We start from the raw sequence: 19,422 nt of genomic DNA, 5'->3' as shown, positions 1-19,422 counted from the left end.
CTTCTTTTTCTTCGCGCAAGCGGTAAACGCGATGCGATGTGGGTATTTTTGTTGCGGGTATCCGGTATTTATGAAGTGAATGGCGGTTTTATATTGTAATTAATGCGGTGACTGCCTATACTGATTTTGAAATCAAGCGGGTGTTGAGGCTCACCTCCGAGAAGAGCGCCACCTGGACTGCGAAAGGGATCCGAAATGGCTCGCTTCGAACTTTCCGATGATGACCGGGCGAACATCGCCAGTGGTGTTCCCTGCGCAGCTCTCCTCGAACGGCATGGCTACGCCCTCGATCGCAGCGAGAGCACCCGCAATTGCCTCAAGTATCGTGCGGCTACGGGCTATCCGATCATCGTCAATCACCATGGGCGCGGCTGGTGGGACACCGGGTCCAACGAAAAGGGCGACGTGTTTGACCTGATCCGCCGCCTGGAGCCGGCGCTCAGCTGGCGGGATGCCTGTGCCGAACTGGGAAAGATGATTGGTGTCGAGCCCGAAGGCGCGGTCTTCGTTCGGGAACGCAAGGCAAAGGGTGGATGCGATGCGCCACCGGCGCCGCGCTGGGAACGGTGCGCGGTGTTGGCGCCAGGTAGTCAGGCGTGGACCTATCTGACCGTTGAGCGTGCGCTGCCGGAATGGGTGGTTCGCCGGGCCGTGGCCGCCGGCGTGGTCCGGGACGGGCTGCATGCCGCGTGGTTCTGTCACCGTGACGCCGAGGGCCAGGTTTGTGGCGCCGAGCTGCGCGGCCCGGAGCGTCGTCTCTGCCTGAAGGGCACCGTCAAGACGCTCTTCCGATATATGCCGGGAGGTGCTCCGGTCGTGCGGCGCCTGGTCGTCACCGAGGCCGCACTCGATGCGCTGTCCTTTGCGGCCCTCGATGGTGGCCGCACGGTGGACACGCTCTACACGTCCACGGCCGGCGGCATGGGCCCGGAAACCGAGGAAGCCCTCAGGGCGCATCTGCATGCGATGGCGCGCGAGCCGGGCGCCAGGCTGGTCATTGCCACCGACAACGACAAAGCCGGCGATCGCTACGCTGCCAGGCTTGCATCCCTGGCGGATGACGCCGGCGTGCCTTGGACGCGCGAACTGCCGGCATGGGGCATGAACGACTTCAACGACGTCCTGCGCCGTGTGGTGGCCGAGCGCGCGGCCACAGCCGCATGATGATGACCGCACAGGAGTTCGAAGTATTGCGGGAGCGTTTCCTTGCACACCCGCGCGCTGTCTCGATCATGAGACGCTGGCCTGGCGGCGAGGCGCAGGCGGTCTGGGTAGCCGTCGAGTGCGAGAACATCGACATCACCGCACGTGGTCTGGTGGTGGGCGGAGACGTCGTCGACGGGGACTGGGACCTCGATGGACGATTCCTCCTGTTCGACATTGATGACGATTCCGCTGGCGCATTTTACACCGTGAATGGTTGGTGTGGCTCCGTAAAGGAGATTGCTCGCCTCGATCCCGATGGCGCAGGCCACGGACCGACGACCCTTATGAGAGATGGAGGAACGAACATGGACTCTGAACAGACTCGCCGGGAAATGGACGCACTGTTTCCGGGCCTTGAGCAGAATGAGACCCTGCAGGCTGCATTTGAGGCGCATCCCGGATCGGCGGCCTTTCTGGAGCGGCAGCCGGAACTGGGGCGGACCATCCCCTGGGTGCTGGTCGGGTGCGATGTGAATGGCCGACAGATCACGGGCCTGGTCGTCGATGGGATCGTCGTCCGGCACGGTTGGGATCTCCGTGAGGAGTTTGTCCTGTTCAGCGCGGACATGGAACCCGCCGGGCGTTTCGTCACCATTCCGGGCGGTGAGGCGACCGTGTCGGTCATCGGGACCACCCCGGCGGCCGTCGGGTTCGGCGAGAGACCGGACGCATCCGCATTGCTGCGGGAAATGGCGGAAGTAAGCGCCGCCTGGGCGTCGAACGCCGAACTCGTCCGGTCCTGGCACGCATGCGCCGTTCTGCATCGGCTGCCGAGCTATCCTGACTGCTTCGCGGAGTTCCACAGGGACTGCGAGGTAACGCGTGGACTCGTGATTGGTGGGCATCTCGATCGGGACGGGCAGTGGGACTTCACCCAGTATGTCCAGGTGATCGTCCGGTCGGGCGAGACGGTCGTGCTCGATCCTACCCAGGCGGACAATATGGAGATCCTCCATGGACATGATGTTGCCATGCCGGCGCGGCGGGGCTGAGATGTCGGCGGGTCTGACAGGCGCGCAGAGTGACGCGGCCCGCGCTTCGGGCCCGATCGTGGTGTTGGCTGGCGCCGGAACAGGCAAGACGCGCACGCTCGTCGCCGGGTTCGTCGACCGCATCATGCGGCGCGGGATGCGGGCGAACCGCATCCTCGCCGTCACATTTACCAACAAGGCCGCCGCGGAGATGAAGTCGCGGATTGTCGAAGCTCTTGGGTCTGGCGTTGCGCCGCAGTGGGTTGGAACCTTTCATGCCCATGGCCGTCGGCAGCTTCGGACCGACCCTGACATCGCCGGTCTGCGGCAAGGTTTCGATGTGTGCGATGCCGAGGACAGCCAGAAGATCGTGCGTCGTCTGTTGGAGAAGGCCTGTGCAGCCGGCCTTTTCGAGGTCGAGGATAGTGAGGTCTTCCGCCGCCGGGTGAAATCGATCACGGCACGCATCGCCATGCTGAAGGAGGAACTGATCCTGCCCGACGTGGCGGCCGCCGCGACCGAAGGGCTTATCGCCAGCCGAAAGCTCGCCGATCCGGACGACATCATGGCCTGGCGCGATGCCGCCGCTGTCTACCCCGCCTACCAGGCGCTTCTCCGGGAAGCGAATATGGCCGATTTCGCTGATCTGCTGCTGTGGCCGACCATCACCATGCTTCGGGACGAGACATACCGCCGGGATTGGGCCGCGCGCTTTGATGCGGTGCTGGCGGACGAGTTCCAGGACGTCAACCGGCTCCAGTTCCTTTGGCTGAAGGCGCTGTCGCGTGACCATGGCGAGTTGTTCTGCGTCGGCGACGACGCGCAGAGCATTTACGGCTGGCGTGGGGCAAATGTCCGCATCATTCGCAACTTCCTCAAGGACTTTCCAACCGGTCGGATGATCGCCCTGGAGGAGAATTTCCGCTCGACCGGCCACATCCTCTCGGCCGCCAATGCGGTGATCGCCAGGGACCCCAACCGGCTGAAGAAAGAACTCCACACGGCCGCCGGCGACGGGAAGCCGATTGAGATCGTGTCGTGGTCGGGAAGCGCCGAGGAGGCGAAGGGGATCGCGGCCGAGATCGGGCGACGCGCGATCGAGGGTGTTCCCTATTCGGATATGGCGATCCTCTATCGGTTCAATTTCCTGTCACGCCTGGTCGAAGAGGAACTGCTCCGGTCGAAAATTCCCTATGAGCTGGTCAACGACACCGCGTTCTGGCAACGGGCCGTGGTCAAGGATGCGCTCGCGCTGTTGCGTCTTTCCTGCTGTCCGGATGAGCGCCAGTCCGACGAGGCCTTTCGTCGGGTCGTGAACCAGCCCGCTCGTGGCATCGGTGCGAAGTCGATCGCCCGGCTTGAGCAGCTGGCGGACGACGAAGCCGTCTCGCTGTTCCGGGCGGCCGAGATCTGGGCCGGCTCGGCCTCCGGCAAGACCCCGGAACGCCTGCAGGTGTTCCTCTCGTTCATCCGGACGATGGAGGGCCGCGGGGAAGCCTCGGAAAACTCTTTGAGCGCCCGTATCAGGACCCTGCTTGAGGACAGCGGCTACGCCGATATGCATCGTGCCGCCGGTGAGGACGGACGTGCCGCTCTCGAGAACCTGCACGAGCTGCTGGAGCTCGCTCAGGAATTCGCCGATGCCCAGGACCTGTTCGACCACGCAGCTCTCGGATCCGCCACTCACGGGGAGGATACCTTCGGCCGCGTGAAGCTGATGACCATCCATGGGGCCAAAGGGCTCGAGTTCGGCCACGTCTTCCTGCTCGGCTGGGAGGATACGGTTTTTCCGTCGCGCAACAACGCCGATCCGGATGAGGAGCGACGCCTGGCGTATGTGGCCCTGACCCGCGGCCGGCGACAGGTTTCGATATCCTGGTGTGCCTTCCGCAATGGGCGTCCTGCCGACCAGAACTGCTTCGTGGATGAACTGCCAGTCGCTGCCAGGCATGAGGGATGGCTGCGTGAGGTCGGTCACAATCGTCGGTTTAGTAGCGGCCGCCGCAGTAGTGCGGCCGAACAGAATGCGGCACTTGGGTTTTAGGGTTAGAACTTAAATTACCAAAAATCAGTGGGTTGTGCGGAGTTACAAATGAATGCCGCACAATCTCACCCATGAGACGCGATGATTCCCCACCCGATTCGGCCCGGCGGCGGGCCCTGTCGTGCATTGGTTGCCCGCGCGGCGGGCTGGCCAGATCCCGAATGCTGTTTCCGCTCGCCCCGATGGTGTCATGATGGGGCTGCCGGATCCTCGGCAGGTTGCTGCCCGACCCTATGCCGCGCTCGGTGATGACGAGCGGGTGGCCGTCCATAGCCGAGTGATGTGTCACGTTCGGCGGGCACTCGATCGCGGCCCTCATGGCTTACTAGAACTCCGCGCCGGCCTTTCCGCCGAGGAGGCGGGTGCCTTCCCGGTTGTTCTCGCCGACATGGTGAGAGCCGGCGAAATTACCGCGCTTGGGCACAGTATCTACGTCCGAGTGCCCTGGATGCCGGCAACACGTCCCGTTACGTCGACCCCCGTGCAGGATCTCGTCCTCGCCGCGCTGACCCGGCATGGAACGCCGGACACTTTGGCCACCTGGCTGGGCCTGACCCAAGAGGCTGTCAAAGCGGCCCTCGCTGCCCTTGAACGTGCTGGTCTTGTCCAGGAGAGTTTCGGACGCACGCGCCGGGGACACTGGCGTATCGTGTCGCAACGCATGGCGTCACACATCCGCCGCGGTGCTCAGGACCGAGTGTTCGCAGATGTGGCTTCTCATGAGTGACTGGGTGACGTTCCCGGACGGCCGCCGAGGACGGCTGGGATGGGCTTGGGACGCAGAGCGCGCCGCGTTGTGGCAACGTATGCTCGCCAGCGCGCATGGTGATCCCAGACGACCGATCTGCGATTGCGTTGCGGGCGGCCGTCGTCTCGAGCTCGCTGTGCGCGAACTGATACGTCGCGACGACGGACGTCAGGTCCGACGCTATTGTCTCGCGCGCATGCCCCATGACGGCACGCTCCATCAGGCTGATTGCCCCTTTCACGAGACCGATGCGCGCCGAAGCGGACGATCGGGATATCAGCAGGGCGTGATACGCGAATTGCCAGACGGCCGGTTGAGGATCGCGATTGCCGGGGGCCTGGAGGTGCGGCAGCCGGCTCCAGAGCCGGTCGCCGCCCAAGGCGCAGAACCCGCGAATGGAGCGGCGCGGCCCCGGCAGGCACGCATGAGCCTGCTGGGGCTGCTTCACTTGCTATGGGAAGAAGGCGGGCTCAACGCGTGGTCTCCCGAGGATCGCCGGCGCCGTACCTGGTGGCCCACGGTACGTGGAGCGCTCGATGACGCGGCCGCTGGTATAATTGCCGGACGAGAAGCGCTGTCCGATGTCTTCGCGACAGTGGGCTATCGGGACGCAGATGGACCCCACCTGTTCGCCGAGGTGGCTCAGCAATGCGGCCAGAGTCGACGCATCGTCCTGGTGGGTCTTGTGAATCAAATTACGCGTTATCAGCCGCAGGTTGCGGACGGGCAACCTCCACGGCCCCCTCGCCTGCGGGTGGTCTTTGATGGTGTCCGGAACTACGGGCTCTATGTCGCGGCTCCGATCGAAGCGGAGCGCCGGCTTGCGCGCAGCTTCCCCTGGGCGTGGAAGGCCCTCGGCCAGGATCCGCGGGATCGGGCCATCCGTGTCGTCGCCGTCGTTGCTGCGCGGATCCAGCCGACAAGGAGCGGCACGCACTTTACAGCGTGGGCGGATGGCATTGCATTAATGGAAACGGCACCGTCTCTCGTGCCGGTTGCAAGTTTCCACGAATTGCGTGTGCTGCAGGCATTGCAGCACGAGGGAAGGCGGTTTCGGAAGCCGCTTCGCTACGATGCTGAGCGCCAGGTCGTCCATCCCGATTTCGAATTGCTCGATACCGTTGATCCTCGCGGGACGCCTATGGAGGTGTTTGGCAGGGACGATGAGGACTACACCGCCCGGGCAGCCGAGAAGCAGCAATACTACGACGCCGTCTATGGTATCCGCGGGTGGTGGTCCTGGGATGCTACCCGGGCAGACCACTGGCCACCTTTTCCGCCAGCCTCCCAGCTTACTGCGCGGTCCACAAAATGACTGCATGCGGCTTCGAAACGGTGGAGGACGATTTGGAGGCAATCGGGTGGGGGCTGCGCCAGGTGTCCCGACGCTCGGGCTTTTCCCGCGCTCGTATCACGCGGCTAAAATCGACCACGCTTGAACATGATGGTAGCCAGGCCGAACGTGCATTCCGCCGTTGGATTGCGGATCTCGCGCGCCTGCACCGGAGGTTCTACTCCCCGTTGTCGCCCGCCGTCCCGCCCCCCGGAAATCGGCCTTGCCTGAACGGCGCCGGCGTGAGCCGTGCCTTGATTATCATCGGGTGGTCCGAGCGTTTTCTTGCAGAGAGTCTGGCCATGCATCGCACAGAATTGCGAAGAGTCCTTGAAAACGGAGGAGAGTTGAGCCCGCGGCCGTCGCGCTGGCTCGACGTCCTGTGCGACGGACACATCGATCTGCCGCGCCCTGATCTGACGGATTGAGTCGATGGAAAGCCACAGTTCGCAGGAGCGACGGGATTCTGGATCTGGACGCTTGAGCAATACAGCCGGAGGTATTGCGGTTGAGCGCCTGAGGTCAATCATTGAACGTGTCGAGCGCCTCGAAGAAGAGCGCAAGGCGCTTACAGCGGACATCGGAGATATTTTCGTAGAGGCGAAGTCAGCAGGCTTCGATGTGAAAGTCGTGCGGCAGATAATCCGTCTTCGAAAGCGTCAACCTGCCGAAGTGGAGGCGGAAGAGACTTTGCTCGCTATCTATCGGCAAGCCCTGGGGATGTAGGGATGGAGTATCGGGCCCTCGTAAAGCAACTCACACCGGCCGTGTCTATCTCCCTGCCGGACGCCGTCGCCCGCCGCGCTTCACGTCCGCCGCATGGGGGACGGGGACTCGTATGGGCGGCAGCGGCGGCCCTGCTGTGCGATTTGTCCGATGGCTACATTCTTGCGGACCAGTTTGGGGCACCCGGTCGCTTTGCCCTCTCAATACTTGGGCCGACCCGGCTGGTCCTGCCGCCCTGGATCTGGCTGCTTATCGCTGTTGCCTCCCTCAGTGCCGGATGGTTCCTCGATCTCGCCCAGCGTGGGCGTGCACGACAGCTGCGTTTGATGGTCAGGGCATTGCGTTTCGGCGCTCTGGGGGTGGGTGCCTTCCTCCGCCTGGCCAGCTGATCGGCGATCGGTTCGGAGTCACAAACGATGGGCGTAGCCTGATCCGATGTTAGATTTTCCGCCGCGCCTGTGGACTGGTCTGGCCAGTGGCCTTCTATTGCCGCGCGGGCTTCTCGTTCATCCGGATCTCGATCCGGATGGTCACGGGGCGAGGGTAGGAATTCTGGCGCGTGCGATAGGGCTGCCGTTAATGCCAGGTACCCCTGGTGATCGCCTTGAGCTGGCCGGTTGCACGCATGACGTGGGGAAAATATTCGTCCCCCCAGAAATTCTCAACAAGCCCGGTTCGCTCACGGTGGACGAGCGCACGATCATGAACAGGCATCCGGTGGATGGAGCCTGGTTCCTCAGCGCTGTCCGTCCCGATCTCCACCGAGACGTGCTCGATGCCGCGCTTTATCACCATGAGGACTTTGACGGGCGCGGCTACCCATGTGGGCTTACGGCCCAGAGGATCCCTCTTGTGGCGCGGATTATTGCCGTCGCTGACGCCATTGATGCGTTGCTGTCCCCTCGCGTCTATCGGCCAGCCTGGGTTCCAGGACGCGTCCGCCATTACCTCGCCGATCGTAGCGGGACGCGCCTCGATCCGCTCGTCGTCTCAGTCGCGATCGAGCGGTTCGATACGCTGCTAACGCTGCGCCAGGGGCGCGGGAAACGGCGGGCGAAGCTCATACTTCTTGCCGAAAGGGAAACATAGTTGTGTTGCGAGCCTTCCGGGACTGGCGCTTTCTCCTAGACACGGCCAGCGGCGCGGTAGCCCTCGCGTCGTTTGCGTCCTCTTGCTGTTTCGCGTTGGCACAATTGTGGCATATCGCGATACCGGCTTATCGGTTTTATTTACTTGCCGGCGCGCCCTACGCCGTCGGCGTCTTCTTCGAGGCGCGACTGAGATCCAGAAGAAGCGGCGTTATGCCATTTGAGAAGGCGCTCAGGCGAGAGAACTGACCTGCAGCCACAACTGGCGGTGCGCCGCAATGGCTCGCCCAAGGGCTGGGCGCAAGCGCCCGCCATTGCCCCGCCCCGCCAGCCGTGCCCGCCGGAATGGGATCAAGAAAAGGAATTGATCCCGTGCAAAATAAAAACTTCAAGATTTCCAGAGTCTTCGTCGGCAGACGATCTGCGCTTCCTGCCGATATGACCGTTCCGCCTCTGTCAGTTTCCGTGTTGCCGGGGGACGCGATCGCCGATATTCGCGAACGTCTTACAGATGATGTCATCCGAGTCCTGTGCCCGGAGGATTGGCGGGCGCAGAGGTGCGAGCGATGGTGCGGGGTACTCCGCCCGTGGGTAGAAGCAGCTATTCCCGGGCCGCCGGCAGCGTCTGCCGACCCGGCGGCACCGCCGGCACCGTTGGGGGCGGTGCCATGGCCTCTTGCACCTGATTCGGAGGCTTACGGTGATCACGCCGGATGGTGGATTGTGGTTGACGCGACCGGAGAGCATGAGCTCAGTGAGGCCTATCCGACACCTGAATTGGCCGAGCGTGAAGCACAGAAAATAAACGGCGCGGATCCGCACGCCGAATGGTATCGGCATTGGTTCGCCTTCCATGGAGGCGTGTCGTGAGCAACTGCGCCATCAACTGGTTCCAGCTTATCGGCCCGGGCGCCAGCCTTCAGGCTGCTGCCGATCACCTGTCGCTTGCTCCTCCAGCAGCGGAATGTCACGCGTTCGAATTCGATCTGCCGGGTTGGTACGATGGATCCGCGTGGCATGTCGCTGACGATCTTGCAACACGCTTCCCGGATCTTGCCGTGCGTTACGAGTTTCGGCCGGAATTCGACAATTTCGCCCTGCATGGTGTTGGTGCGTGGGAGGGCGGGACGGCGCTCTATTGCGCACCGCTCGATATAGTCGATAGCTGCTGCTATTCGACTCCCGCGACGCAGGGTGCACAGCATACAATCCCGTTGATGCGGCGCACCGAAGCGCTCACGCGAGCGGCTTGCCATTTCCCGCTTCAACACCATTTCGAAACAATCAGACGGATACCTGCCGGTTCGGACGGGTGGCGGGTTCTCGAAAGCTATCCGCCGCACGAGTTCAGCGCCATTTACCTTCCGGATGTCGGTGCGACCGGTCAGGTAGTGGTGCTCTACCCGGAGATACACCGCGCTATGCTGTTCCAAGGCGTGAACGCCGTGGGCGCGTTCGAGGCGAACCGCACCTTGCAGACTGATGAAGTTCTGATGCTGACGTGCTTGCCGGGGTGGGCCGTCGAGAAATGGGCGGTGGCCAGCGGTATTTCTGCGTAATCCCGGATCGACCCCGAATGCGCAGCGAGGGCCGCCAGTGCTGGAACACTGGCGGCCCTCTGTTTCCGCCCCCAGCCTCCACCCCTGAAGTGACCAGAGGAGGAACGTCACGGCTCATAACATTTGGCGCCATCATCAGCAATGTTCGGCGGAGATCGCGACGCCGATCAGGCCAGAGACGCATGGGCGCCCCTTCGGGGTTCGCTCGCCCAGTCCTAGGCGGCCGAGCCGCCTAGGACTGGGACCCATAAACTGGATTCCCAGGACGCCACCGGTGTGATTTAAAGTCTCTGCAAGGAGACCTCCGTTGGACCGAGACCATTTCTGGATCAGCGATCGCCAGTTCGCCCGACTCGAGCCGCATCTGCCGACCGACACGCGCGGAAAGCCCCGCGTCGATGATCGGCGCGTGGTCAGCGGCATCACCCATGTCCTGCTGTCCGGGTGCCGGTGGAAAGACGCGCCTGCGGCCTACGGGCCGCGCAAGACGCTCTATAATCGCTTCCAGCGCTGGGCAGCCAAGGGCGTTTGGTCGAACCTATTTTACGCCTTGGCGACAGCCGGCGGTCCGCCGGCCGAGATCCTGATCGATTCCTCCGCTGTTAAGGCCCGTGACTGTCGCCCGGTCGCCTTTCTGCTGAGCGGCGGCCAGGTCGCGGATTGCGTCGCTGCCGATACCCTGCTCGAACAGGTCACCGCGACCGAACTGGTGCACGGCGACAAGGGCTAGGGCACCAACGCAGTGCGACAGAAGATCGAGGCAAAGCGCGCCGCTCCGAACATCCCGCCAAAGGTCAACCGCGTGTGGAAGAACTGCTTCTCACCCTACCTTTACCGAGGTCGGAACGCCATCGAACGCATGTTCAACCGACTGAAGGACTTCCGTCGGATCTCCACCCGATACGACCGCCTCGCCATCAACTTCCACGCCGCATTCTGCATCGCGGCCGCCGTCAGCTACTGGTTATGAGTCCCAGCGCTAATGCTCCAACTCCGTCTCGACAGCCTGCCGGAATCAGATCTCGCCGCAGCCAGCTATCTCCATTACGACAGCGTTAAGAGACAGCCTCTAAGAAACAGGAAAGCGCGCGATGGAAGATATCCAGATCTATGAGTTGGCATATGAGGTTTTGGGTGGCATCACTCATGAACTAAATGAAGGGATATACGCCCAACTGGGCGGAACATTGTCGATTGCTTGGAGTGAGGAGGAAATTTATGGCGCCTACGCCTCCTCTCTAGGTCAAAGCGACAAACCGCCGAAGCACAGCATCACGGTGTACTACGAGTTTGTGCGACAGGTGTGGCGCGACGTCGAAAAGTTTTGCGAGTTCCTGCGAAGCTGGCCAGAAGGCGCTGACACCGACAAACTCTACGAGTTATTCGACAATCGCGAGAAACTCCCCATCTGCTTTAACGAAGAGGAACACGTCAGGAACATGTTCGTCGCGGCGATCACGTGGGTGTATTTCCATGAGCTCGCCCACCTCATGCAAGAGCATGGCATCATACGCTACGAGTTCGGGCCGAGGGGAGATGCAGCCAAGCAAACGACTGACGTCCACGATTGCGAGGTTTCGCACCACAAACTCATTAATGGCCGAGAAGCGCTGGTCTCTCATGTTACGGAACTTGCCGCCGACTTCGAGGCGACGAACTTCTACGTCATGGAATTGATTCGACATTTAATTGACCCTGGCTTCGCCGACGACCAGGAGCGGCCCGAAGTTTTTTCCGGGACACTTTACCTAATGGTGTGCGGCCTCTCTTTGGTCTTTTTCCGTTTCAACGGAAATAAGCCTATTGTTCCGATAGCGGCCGTTGAAGGCTCTCATCCGAAGCCCTTGACTCGACTGGAATTTCTTTTACCTCAGATCTGCGAGAACTTGGACCTAGACATATTTAGGACGGAGGCAGGTCACGCCTTAGATCGAAGGCAACTTGTCTTGCTTTGCACAAAGGCTGCTTTTTCGGCCACTCTGTATTGGTCGATGACCAATACAGAAAACCGCGAATTTGACGATCGCTTCATGCTGAAAGGCATTTATTCCAGTCCGACCATTCTGCAATACCTACAGCCAATCGTGGGGATTTGGGATGAAATGTTGCCCAGAATCAAGGAGGTGCGCCGCTTTGGCTTGCCCCGTGGTTTGATGAATTTTACGGACACGTACAGAGCGAGAATTGCCGGCGTGATTACTTGGGGCAGCGGTCCGGAAGCGAACGCCACCGCCACTGCCCCCTCACCACCTGATGCAGCAACCTCGTAGATCTGCATCGGTCATTACTTGTGGCGGGATGCATCACCGCTATACAGCGGACATCGCTGAAGCTCCGGCGGGCTCCTGAATATCTGATTTTCGGGCGGCCGGTTTGAAGCCGCGACTGGCTCTTTCGAGTAGATAACCGATCCTTCCATTGACGTCTCCCGCTCGCGTCCGCTTTCGCTGCCCGTTGCCGCCATCGGCAGCGTTTTTACCGAACGGCTGCTATGGCCGAGTAACGGCCAAGTTTTGGCATCCGTGACGTTGCCCCGGACGCGCCCTCAGTTTTGAGCTGGGGTCTGGACTCACAACCAGCATGTGACGGTTGCGACGATGTAGACGGCGCCGAGGAAATTGGCGCCGAGCTTGTCGTAGCGTGTCGCGATGCGGCGATAGTCCTTCAGCCTGCAGAACATGCCCTCGACCGCATTGCGGGCAATCAGAACAGGTCGGACATCTCAGTCTCCCGGTCTCAACCGGGCAAGCGAATCACACCGCCTCGCGTCGCGCCAAGGATTTAATGGGGCCGGGCCCTGATGCTCTCCGCCGGGCCCGTAGGCTGTACTGCGTGGCGGCGGGGCAGGGGAGTAATGGGGTGTTCGGGGAGTGTGACGGCTCCTCGACCCCACTGACACGCCTGCGGCGCGTTAGGGGGGCACGCTCCGGGGATTACGCACCGCATCCAGCTCCAGTGTGACAACAGGCCGGGCGGTCCATCCCCTGCGCTCTCGTTACCGTCGCGGGCGCTCGCCGCCCCGCGCCCCGGCAGCGATGTGGTCTAGTAAAGCAATCGGTTTTATTCAGTATCTAAGGCAGGAAATGCGGCACTTAGTTAAATAAATATCGCCATTATTGGCTGTTTCCTGCCGTTTTATCTTGCTAGTGCCGTGCGATTTGTACTATTCTTTTCTTGTCGAGAGGGATTGGCCCTCGGCAAGGCCAGAATAGCTGGTTCGGAAATACTGTAGCTGTGGAGTGTAGATAATGGCCGGTTCCGTCAACAAAGTGATCCTCGTGGGCAACCTGGGCAAGGACCCCGAAATTCGTCACGCGCAGAGCGGTGCGAAGATCGTCTCCCTGACGCTGGCGACCAGCGATACCTGGAACGACAAGGCGTCCGGAGAGCGCCGCGAGAAGACGGAGTGGCACCGCGTGGTCATCTACAACGAGCGCATCGCCGATGTCGCGGAACGCTTCCTGCGCAAGGGGCGCAAGGTCTATCTCGAGGGATCACTCCAGACCCGCAAGTGGACCGACCAGTCGGGCCAGGAACGCTACACAACCGAGGTGGTGGTCGACCGCTTCCGGGGTGACCTGGTGCTTCTGGACAGCAACCGGGGCGAGGGTGAGGACTTTGGGGGCGGACAGGGTGGTGCCGCTCCGGCCTCCCGTGCCGGCACCAGCCGCCCGGCGCCGACCGGGGGGCGGTCCGATCTCGATGACGAGATCCCACAGAGTGCCTCGTTTTTCCACGGCTGCTGGCCGCCCTCGGGCGGTCAGCGTCCCTCTGCCATAGGGGCCCACGACCTACCACGGCGAGCTTGAAGAGACCTGTTTACCGTCCTATTATCGGCTCTCTTAATCGCTATCATGGTGATGCAAATGGTTTACCCGATCCTTGCCGATGTCGCGGCCAGTGTCTCCGAGCTCAAGAAAAACCCCATGGCGACCGTCGCCGCTGGCGACGGTGCTCCTGTCGCCATCCTCAACCGTAACGAGCCGGCCTTTTACTGCGTGCCCGCGTCCGTCTATGCCAGCATGATCGAACGTCTTGAAGATGCCGAGCTCAATGCAATTGCGGATGCTCGCAAGGGCGAGCCCGTGATCCCGGTCGTGCTCGATGAGCTATAAGCTCGCCTTTCTCGATTCCGCTCTCAAGGAATGGGGCAAACTGGACGGGACCACGCGCGGAGCCTTCAAGAAAAAGCTCGCCGAGCGTTGCGAATTGCCGCGCGTACCGTCAGCACAGCTCTCAGGCAGCCGCGACAGATACAAGATCAAACTCAGGGGCGTTGGGTACAGGCTCGTTTATGAGGTCCGCGATACGGAAATCGTGATCGTCGTCATTGCCATCGGACGACGCGACCGCAACGAAGTCTACAGGACCGCAGAGCGGAGAGCGGACTGATGCAACGAATGGCAATGTCGATGTCAGCCAGCGACGCAGCGTCGGGCGCGTATCAAATAAAGGAGAAGCGTTTCGGCGGCCTGGCGGCAGAGACCTTGGTCGCCGCAGGTGAAGGATTCCTGATGGTGCAACTTTATAAGGCCATCGGGCGCCTGAGTGGATTGGATGACGCGATCAGCGAAATGAAATCGCGGGCGCCAAAAGCGGTTGACGACGGAAGCATCTTCGGGAGCGAGCCAGCTGCCGATCCGGATCTGGACGCTCATATCGCGGCACTTCAGAGGCAAGCTGATTTCCGATCGGCTTCCCTCGAGGAAATCTTCCAGGAGGCTTCTGCCGTCGCCGACCGTATTCTCGCACGTATCGCGAATGCCGAATGGGTCGATGAGGGTCTTGCCTGACGTGTTCACCGGTCTTCAGGCCGGTGAACACGTCAGTGTGGCGCTATACCAGCCATCCCTGGCCACGTCATCGGCGCGCCGGCGATCGGTCGATCCCCTGCGCTACGCTCCGGGTCGCGCGACACAGTGTCTGGCTCGCCCTCGCCCATGGTGGGACCGTAAGTGAGTTCCGTCCTGACAGGTGAGGCGCGGAGGGTCTTGTCCAGAAGTAAAGGTGGTGTCTAACGGGATCGAACTCTACACTAAATGCAAATTATCTCGGTGATTTTCTCGCATTAATATTGACTATGGTTAGATTATTGTACTACGATTACAGTATTCGCAGAGAATGTAGGCGAAACGGGCGCCTCGCCGTTCATCAGGGGCAGGAACCATAGCATATGGACCTCGGACTCAGCACGCTGACCGATGACCAGCTCGTCGAGCTGGTGCGCGCCATTTCGGCCGAGATGGCCCAGCGAAATCCGTCTGTCCTCGACGCCGCCAAGCGAGCGATGATGGACGTTGTGGCCCAGGCCACACAGAGCCAGGACACGACCTGGTCGATCAAAAAATGGCTCGGAAAGATGGTGGTTGACCATCTCGGCGAGGGCTGGAAACTCAACGTCTGGAATGCACGCGATCGGGACGAAACCCGGGTTTATCTCGAGCACGCGGGTACCGACCGGCGTGGGCGCGACGCCGTGAAATATTGTTATTACGTCACTGGTGGTGAAAAATTCCCGCCCGGCTCGCTGTCCCTTGTCAATGGCAGCAACAACAGGACCGCTGACAACACCATCGTCAAGATTGTCGCGAAAAGCGCATTCGCGCGCTTTCCCACAGGCGTCACCATCGAGTGCGACCGGGCCGCACAGACAGATTACGTTACACCCCCAGAGCCGGTTGAACTCACCGAATATGTTGAGAAACTTGCCATCCGGGCTCGTTACGACGCGGAGCGCGATGCTGAGCGGGAGCGGATCTGGGCCGAGGAACTGGAATCCGTGCGTGCCGAAATCGCTGCGCTTGCAGCGCAGCGCGGCCGGCGCATATGGGGCCCGTATCCGACCGTCAACGACCTCGGGACAACTGACCCGGACTACACTCGTCTCAAGCAGGATATGGACGCCGCGACCGAGGGGGCGCGCGCCAGGCTGGAAGCGTGGGATGCTGAACACCCGGAGCCAAACTGATGGATAATCCGAAGGGCAGGGGCGCATTGGCGTCCCCTCTCGCCGCCTTGGTGGCCCGTGCCGCGGCCAGTCTCCCGACCGAGACTGGCGCGACCGCAGCCGCCGGCGCCCAGCGCCAAAATGGCGAGTTTACCGTAATTCTTGCCGACGTTTCGTCATCAATGGCGGATTATGCCGGCGCGCGTCGGAAATGCGACATTCTGGAGGATGCCATCGCAACGGCCGTCAGGGACGGGGCCCACGTCGTCGCTTTCGGGAGTTACGTCAAGGACCTGCCAGCAGGGGCGCGCCTCCCTCCGCCGGCAGGAAGCACGGCGCTGCATCTCGCTCTTCGTCACGTCGAGGCCACGCGTCCGCGCCGCCTGGTCGTCGTCAGTGACAGACGACCCGACGACCCCGCCGCCGCCCTGCGGGCGGCCGATCGGCTCGGATATGTGCGCATCGACGTGATCTACTGTGGACCCGATCACGATGGCGAAGCGCTGCGATTCATGCAGCGCCTCGCGCGGGGCGGCGGCTCCGCCTCTGCTCACGATATGGCACGCGAGCCCCAAAGGCTTGCCAACACCCTCAAACGCCTCGCCGGGCCAGCCGGAAATTGACGAACCATCCCAACCGCCGCCCAGGTGCCGAGCATGCAAACCGGCATCTCGTGCGCAGGACATATCTCGCATTCTGCATCGGGGCGGGCCTTCAGCCCGCAGACGTCGAACGCCTGCTTCTCGCTCGCGGCCATGCCATGACCGCCAACCGGCTGCGCGCTCTCGGCCGGCAAGCCGACCCTGGCGCGGTTATCACAGCCACGGAGCTCTACGATCTAGTCTCCGCATGGGCACAAGAGCAGGCCGCGAAGCGAGGGGACCAAAAATGACGAAACTAACTCACCTTACGCTTAATACCGGCCATCTCACCCGCACATCCCGCGAAGATGTCGACCAGGCCGTCGTCGATGCGCTCCTCCCGATCGTCGACGCGGACGGTGGCGCTATTCCAGGCATCCCCGGCTGGTATCTCGACGTCATGCGTCCCCTCAACCAGGACCGATCCGCGCCGGTCAATGGTGCGGCCTTCTTCCAGATTGCCGACCAGCCAGGGCGCAGCCCTCTTCCTGCCGTCCTCGCTGTCGCGTGCTGGCAGGAAAACATGGCGCCCGCAGCCTGGAAGCAGATCATCCAGGGCTATACCAGCCTCGAGCCGGCACTCCGCTCCGCCGGCATCTGGCGCGCTCCGCCTCCCGCACACCCACGCCATACCCCCTGGCTCGTGGTCGCCCTCACACCCTTCATCGCCCTCGCAGACGCCGAAAACGCCAAGGCTTTTGGTGATCTCGAGCGCGCTGTCGCCTGGGCCCTCGCCCTCTGATCTGCCTACCCGGCCCCGGCATCGGCCGGCCGGCGATCGGGCGTTCCCCTGCGCTGCGCTCCGGGTCGCGTGACCCGGGCTCCGCCCCGAGCCCCCTGCGGGGTCTCGGCCATTCGGCGGATCCCGCTAATGCGCTGCGTGGGCGGCGCCGCGTGGCAAGCATGCCGGCAGAGTAATGGGCGGCGAGGGGAGGAAGACGGCTCCTCGAAGCCGCCCGTGAGCAGTCAACCGTTGTTCGGCAGAGCCATGTCCGGCGTGGACGCGCTTCGCGCGGCCTACGGCTGCGGCGTGCTACGCCGCATCCACGCTGCGAGCGTATTGTGCAGTGCTATACTGCCTGCTTAAGAAGCGTAGAAGCCTGAAATACCATGTATCCGTCAATGGGATAATCTCGTTGTCCGATTATTATTTATAATGGCATGAGTTTAGTACATGCCTTAACGGTTAGCTATGCAATAATACTTATATTCATTTGGCCGGAATACAGATATTCTTCTTCTTGTCGAGAGGGATTGGCCCTCGGGACCAACGCCCCGGACGGTGCTGTAACACCAGTCCGGGACTTCGCCAGAATGAAGGATAATTTCATGTCAGACGCAGCCAACGCTATGACCCATGCCATGACCTCCGCGCAAGAGAAGAAGAGCACGCGCAAGGGTGCCCCGCAGGCCCGCAAGGCCGCCGCCGCCCGCCAGCGCACGCAGGCCCTTTCCGCTCCGACCCTCGCCGATATCCTGCGCCTCGTGCCCAACGACGACCAGATGACCAAGATCATCAATGCGTTCGGCGTGGAGAGCGGTGACGTGGACGAGCTGACCGGCGCGGGCTCGAACCTGATCCGTGACCAGTATGCGCTCCTGTCGCCCGTGCTCGTCTCCACCATCCGGGGGGAGGCGAATTATCAGGGCCTCAAGCTCCATCTCGATCGCGTCGTGGATGGTCTGATCCGCTCGGCCTACGGCGCCGCCAATTTCTACGAAAACCGCCGCATGATCGCCAAGGATGCCGCCGATAGCTGGGCAAACCAGCACCGTGACGAAGACCGCATGGGCGTGGACGGCGGCGAAAACCGCGTCGCAGGCCTCCGGCGCATCGCCGCCGAGAACGGCGCCAAGGCATATGCGCTGGCCGCACTCGCCGCCGGTGCCTGCGCCGCATACGCCGAACTCATGGGCGCGGAGTGGAAACCCTACCAGCGCGACGACGGCCGCACCCTCGACCAGAAAGTGGCCGCCGCTCAGGCCGAAGCCCTCGGCTTCTGAACAGTCGATCCGGCCCTTCGGGGCCGGACCTCCCCCTAGAAAGGAGGACACGCTTGAAACAACGGTTAAAGCGTCTGCTTCGCGCCGTACTTCCGCCCCGTCAGGTCCCTAAGCATCGCGAGGACCGTTTGAAGGCACTGGCGGGGGCTTTCCAGACCGTCGCGCTTGCCATCGTCGGAATTGGCCTCATCAGTCCCGAATTCGCGGCTACCGGCCCCTTACCGGTCTGGAAGGCTTTGGCGGCCGCAGCCGTCGCGGCTGTCGCCGAAATGGTTTCTCTCGCTCTGTTAGCCTATATCCCGTATGATCCGCCAAAGGAGGACTGACACATGGACGATTTTTTGCGCGCGATCGTGCTTGTCGCCGTGCCGTTCTGCCTCGCAGTCGGCCTCTTCGCCGTCGCTCTGGGGCCAATTGCCAACCGGCTTTCCCAGTTCCGCGAGACGCTGCGATAGGATCACTAGCAGCATTTTTCTACGAAAGGCGGCCGTCGGCTGCCTTTTTGTTTTCTGGCCTTCAATTGAAGGCCCGTCGTGCGCCTGATCGCGATACCGTTCTTCCCACGGGCCGCGTTGCCCCCGTTTACCACATATCCACCGGCCGCGATCCTGACTCTTGGCGGTCGATCGCGGCCGGTGGATATGCTCCGGCGCCCCTACGGGACGCCTCCGTCCCTACGGGCTGGAAAACGCGGACAACGCTCAGGCCGAGGGGCTCAAGCTCCATCTCGATCGCGATGTCGACGGCTTGATCCGTTCGGCCTGTGGCGCTGCCAATTTCTACGGAAACCGCCGCACAATCGCCAAGCAAGAGACATCGGGTCCGATGTCGCTTATACTGCTTGTCTACGTCCCATATGTTGACGCGAGTAAGGGAGGCTAGAGCATGGACCCCGTGACTCAGGGATTCCTTTATATCCTCATTCCGGCAGCCGTGCTCACCGTTTGTCTCGGTCTCGCAATCGGCCCCCTTGCGGATCGCCTTGCGAAGTATCGCGCGACGCTGCGGTAGCAGCCCAAGACAGATCCTCTACCGAGGGCGGCCCGCAGGCCGCCTACTTTCGTCTCCGTGGCGTTCTCTCAAACCATCCAGGGTTTCGATCGGCACGGCGGCGCTTCGCCCGGTCGCAAAGATTGCTGCAGCCAGGGCTGCGCC

Annotated in this window: 22 protein-coding genes and 2 pseudogenes; 23 read left to right on the top strand and 1 reads right to left on the bottom strand. The window is 62.1% G+C overall.

Annotation, left to right across the window (positions count from 1 at the left end):
- The first annotated feature begins 195 nt into the window (after positions 1-195).
- The 13 genes and pseudogenes from ACMAUO_RS20240 (at position 196) to ACMAUO_RS20180 (ending at position 11,945) form a co-directional block, all read left to right on the top strand.
- On the top strand, positions 196-1,164 hold the full coding sequence (locus ACMAUO_RS20240) for a DUF3991 and toprim domain-containing protein (protein ID WP_420358710.1): 969 nt from the start codon (positions 196-198) through the stop codon (positions 1,162-1,164).
- On the top strand, positions 1,161-2,198 hold the full coding sequence (locus ACMAUO_RS20235) for a hypothetical protein (protein ID WP_420358709.1): 1,038 nt from the start codon (positions 1,161-1,163) through the stop codon (positions 2,196-2,198). The genes ACMAUO_RS20240 and ACMAUO_RS20235 overlap by 4 nt, the downstream gene beginning before the upstream one ends.
- Complete coding sequence (locus tag ACMAUO_RS20230) at positions 2,161-4,221, top strand: ATP-dependent helicase (protein WP_420358708.1); 2,061 nt, start codon at positions 2,161-2,163, stop codon at positions 4,219-4,221. The genes ACMAUO_RS20235 and ACMAUO_RS20230 overlap by 38 nt, the downstream gene beginning before the upstream one ends.
- Before the next feature lie 190 nt (positions 4,222-4,411).
- Entirely contained in the window at positions 4,412-4,948 is a 537-nt protein-coding gene (locus tag ACMAUO_RS20225) for a DNA glycosylase AlkZ-like family protein (RefSeq protein ID WP_182987454.1), read from the top strand.
- Positions 4,941-6,284: a DUF1173 family protein gene (locus tag ACMAUO_RS20220; protein ID WP_420358707.1), complete on the top strand. Its 1,344-nt coding sequence runs from the start codon at positions 4,941-4,943 to the stop codon at positions 6,282-6,284. Before ACMAUO_RS20225 ends, ACMAUO_RS20220 begins: the two co-directional genes overlap by 8 nt.
- Positions 6,281-6,730, top strand: a complete 450-nt coding sequence (locus ACMAUO_RS20215; RefSeq protein ID WP_420358706.1) for a transcriptional regulator — start codon at positions 6,281-6,283, stop codon at positions 6,728-6,730. Before ACMAUO_RS20220 ends, ACMAUO_RS20215 begins: the two co-directional genes overlap by 4 nt.
- Positions 6,731-6,782: 52 nt before the next feature.
- Positions 6,783-7,028: a DUF2312 domain-containing protein gene (locus tag ACMAUO_RS20210; protein ID WP_420358705.1), complete on the top strand. Its 246-nt coding sequence runs from the start codon at positions 6,783-6,785 to the stop codon at positions 7,026-7,028.
- 41 nt (positions 7,029-7,069) lie between these two features.
- Positions 7,070-7,417 (top strand): hypothetical protein, encoded by a 348-nt coding sequence (locus ACMAUO_RS20205; protein WP_420358704.1) that lies wholly within the window; start codon positions 7,070-7,072, stop codon positions 7,415-7,417.
- Between the two features lie 46 nt (positions 7,418-7,463).
- Positions 7,464-8,117, top strand: a complete 654-nt coding sequence (locus ACMAUO_RS20200) for an HD-GYP domain-containing protein (protein WP_420358703.1) — start codon at positions 7,464-7,466, stop codon at positions 8,115-8,117.
- 371 nt (positions 8,118-8,488) lie between these two features.
- A complete protein-coding gene (locus tag ACMAUO_RS20195; protein WP_420358702.1) occupies positions 8,489-8,986 on the top strand; it encodes a hypothetical protein in 498 nt (165 codons plus the stop codon).
- Positions 8,983-9,675 (top strand): hypothetical protein, encoded by a 693-nt coding sequence (locus ACMAUO_RS20190; protein WP_420358701.1) that lies wholly within the window; start codon positions 8,983-8,985, stop codon positions 9,673-9,675. The genes ACMAUO_RS20195 and ACMAUO_RS20190 overlap by 4 nt, the downstream gene beginning before the upstream one ends.
- A 307-nt stretch (positions 9,676-9,982) precedes the next feature.
- Positions 9,983-10,645 (top strand): annotated as a pseudogene (locus ACMAUO_RS20185) (transposase).
- Between the two features lie 121 nt (positions 10,646-10,766).
- Positions 10,767-11,945, top strand: a complete 1,179-nt coding sequence (locus ACMAUO_RS20180) for a hypothetical protein (protein WP_420358700.1) — start codon at positions 10,767-10,769, stop codon at positions 11,943-11,945.
- A 299-nt stretch (positions 11,946-12,244) separates the two neighbouring features.
- On the opposite strand, the pseudogene ACMAUO_RS20175 reads toward ACMAUO_RS20180, so the two are convergent.
- Positions 12,245-12,373: pseudogene (locus ACMAUO_RS20175) on the bottom strand (transposase); the annotation flags it as partial.
- 550 nt (positions 12,374-12,923) lie between these two features.
- Between ACMAUO_RS20175 and ssb the strand changes: the two are divergent.
- The 10 genes from ssb to ACMAUO_RS20125 all read left to right on the top strand — a co-directional run bounded on the left by ssb (position 12,924) and on the right by ACMAUO_RS20125 (position 18,722).
- The gene (gene ssb / locus ACMAUO_RS20170) at positions 12,924-13,484 is read left to right on the top strand and encodes a single-stranded DNA-binding protein (RefSeq protein ID WP_420358699.1); all 561 of its coding nucleotides are present in this window, start codon (positions 12,924-12,926) and stop codon (positions 13,482-13,484) included.
- 45 nt (positions 13,485-13,529) lie between these two features.
- The gene (locus ACMAUO_RS20165; protein WP_473965187.1) at positions 13,530-13,790 is read left to right on the top strand and encodes a type II toxin-antitoxin system Phd/YefM family antitoxin; all 261 of its coding nucleotides are present in this window, start codon (positions 13,530-13,532) and stop codon (positions 13,788-13,790) included.
- Complete coding sequence (locus ACMAUO_RS20160; protein WP_420358698.1) at positions 13,780-14,067, top strand: type II toxin-antitoxin system RelE family toxin; 288 nt, start codon at positions 13,780-13,782, stop codon at positions 14,065-14,067. The genes ACMAUO_RS20165 and ACMAUO_RS20160 overlap by 11 nt, the downstream gene beginning before the upstream one ends.
- Entirely contained in the window at positions 14,067-14,468 is a 402-nt protein-coding gene (locus ACMAUO_RS20155; protein ID WP_420358697.1) for a hypothetical protein, read from the top strand. Before ACMAUO_RS20160 ends, ACMAUO_RS20155 begins: the two co-directional genes overlap by 1 nt.
- Positions 14,469-14,848: 380 nt before the next feature.
- The gene (locus ACMAUO_RS20150; protein ID WP_420358696.1) at positions 14,849-15,643 is read left to right on the top strand and encodes a hypothetical protein; all 795 of its coding nucleotides are present in this window, start codon (positions 14,849-14,851) and stop codon (positions 15,641-15,643) included.
- Positions 15,643-16,245, top strand: a complete 603-nt coding sequence (locus tag ACMAUO_RS20145) for a vWA domain-containing protein (RefSeq protein WP_420358695.1) — start codon at positions 15,643-15,645, stop codon at positions 16,243-16,245. The genes ACMAUO_RS20150 and ACMAUO_RS20145 overlap by 1 nt, the downstream gene beginning before the upstream one ends.
- Positions 16,246-16,510: 265 nt before the next feature.
- A complete protein-coding gene (locus ACMAUO_RS20140; protein ID WP_420358694.1) occupies positions 16,511-17,005 on the top strand; it encodes a hypothetical protein in 495 nt (164 codons plus the stop codon).
- A 587-nt stretch (positions 17,006-17,592) separates the two neighbouring features.
- Positions 17,593-18,267, top strand: coding sequence for a hypothetical protein (locus tag ACMAUO_RS20135; RefSeq protein WP_420358693.1), 675 nt, complete (start codon positions 17,593-17,595; stop codon positions 18,265-18,267).
- Positions 18,268-18,320: 53 nt separating this feature from the next.
- The gene (locus ACMAUO_RS20130) at positions 18,321-18,593 is read left to right on the top strand and encodes a hypothetical protein (RefSeq protein ID WP_420358692.1); all 273 of its coding nucleotides are present in this window, start codon (positions 18,321-18,323) and stop codon (positions 18,591-18,593) included.
- Between the two features lie 3 nt (positions 18,594-18,596).
- A complete protein-coding gene (locus ACMAUO_RS20125) occupies positions 18,597-18,722 on the top strand; it encodes a hypothetical protein (RefSeq protein WP_420358691.1) in 126 nt (41 codons plus the stop codon).
- Positions 18,723-19,422 lie beyond the last annotated feature (700 nt).

It is taken from the genome of Gluconacetobacter brunescens, assembly GCF_048695475.1.
Taxonomy (GTDB): Bacteria; Pseudomonadota; Alphaproteobacteria; order Acetobacterales; family Acetobacteraceae; genus Gluconacetobacter.
The sequence above is the reverse complement of the archived record's forward strand: the minus strand, read 5'-3'. Positions and strand labels throughout refer to the sequence as shown.

What these genes read in the sequence shown, in the direction of transcription:
- ACMAUO_RS20165 (WP_473965187.1), top strand. Translation starts at nt 13,530, where the DNA reads ATGGTGATGCAAATGGTTTACCCGATCCTTGCCGATGTCGCGGCCAGT.
- ACMAUO_RS20235 (WP_420358709.1), top strand. Translation starts at nt 1,161, where the DNA reads ATGATGATGACCGCACAGGAGTTCGAAGTATTGCGGGAGCGTTTCCTT.
- ACMAUO_RS20225 (WP_182987454.1), top strand. Translation starts at nt 4,412, where the DNA reads ATGATGGGGCTGCCGGATCCTCGGCAGGTTGCTGCCCGACCCTATGCC.
- ACMAUO_RS20155 (WP_420358697.1), top strand. Translation starts at nt 14,067, where the DNA reads ATGCAACGAATGGCAATGTCGATGTCAGCCAGCGACGCAGCGTCGGGC.
- ACMAUO_RS20240 (WP_420358710.1), top strand. Translation starts at nt 196, where the DNA reads ATGGCTCGCTTCGAACTTTCCGATGATGACCGGGCGAACATCGCCAGT.
- ACMAUO_RS20125 (WP_420358691.1), top strand. Translation starts at nt 18,597, where the DNA reads ATGGACGATTTTTTGCGCGCGATCGTGCTTGTCGCCGTGCCGTTCTGC.
- ACMAUO_RS20220 (WP_420358707.1), top strand. Translation starts at nt 4,941, where the DNA reads ATGAGTGACTGGGTGACGTTCCCGGACGGCCGCCGAGGACGGCTGGGA.
- ACMAUO_RS20150 (WP_420358696.1), top strand. Translation starts at nt 14,849, where the DNA reads ATGGACCTCGGACTCAGCACGCTGACCGATGACCAGCTCGTCGAGCTG.
- ACMAUO_RS20135 (WP_420358693.1), top strand. Translation starts at nt 17,593, where the DNA reads ATGTCAGACGCAGCCAACGCTATGACCCATGCCATGACCTCCGCGCAA.
- ACMAUO_RS20180 (WP_420358700.1), top strand. Translation starts at nt 10,767, where the DNA reads ATGGAAGATATCCAGATCTATGAGTTGGCATATGAGGTTTTGGGTGGC.
- ACMAUO_RS20200 (WP_420358703.1), top strand. Translation starts at nt 7,464, where the DNA reads ATGTTAGATTTTCCGCCGCGCCTGTGGACTGGTCTGGCCAGTGGCCTT.
- ssb (WP_420358699.1), top strand. Translation starts at nt 12,924, where the DNA reads ATGGCCGGTTCCGTCAACAAAGTGATCCTCGTGGGCAACCTGGGCAAG.
- ACMAUO_RS20160 (WP_420358698.1), top strand. Translation starts at nt 13,780, where the DNA reads ATGAGCTATAAGCTCGCCTTTCTCGATTCCGCTCTCAAGGAATGGGGC.
- ACMAUO_RS20145 (WP_420358695.1), top strand. Translation starts at nt 15,643, where the DNA reads ATGGATAATCCGAAGGGCAGGGGCGCATTGGCGTCCCCTCTCGCCGCC.
- ACMAUO_RS20140 (WP_420358694.1), top strand. Translation starts at nt 16,511, where the DNA reads ATGACGAAACTAACTCACCTTACGCTTAATACCGGCCATCTCACCCGC.
- ACMAUO_RS20215 (WP_420358706.1), top strand. Translation starts at nt 6,281, where the DNA reads ATGACTGCATGCGGCTTCGAAACGGTGGAGGACGATTTGGAGGCAATC.
- ACMAUO_RS20230 (WP_420358708.1), top strand. Translation starts at nt 2,161, where the DNA reads ATGGACATGATGTTGCCATGCCGGCGCGGCGGGGCTGAGATGTCGGCG.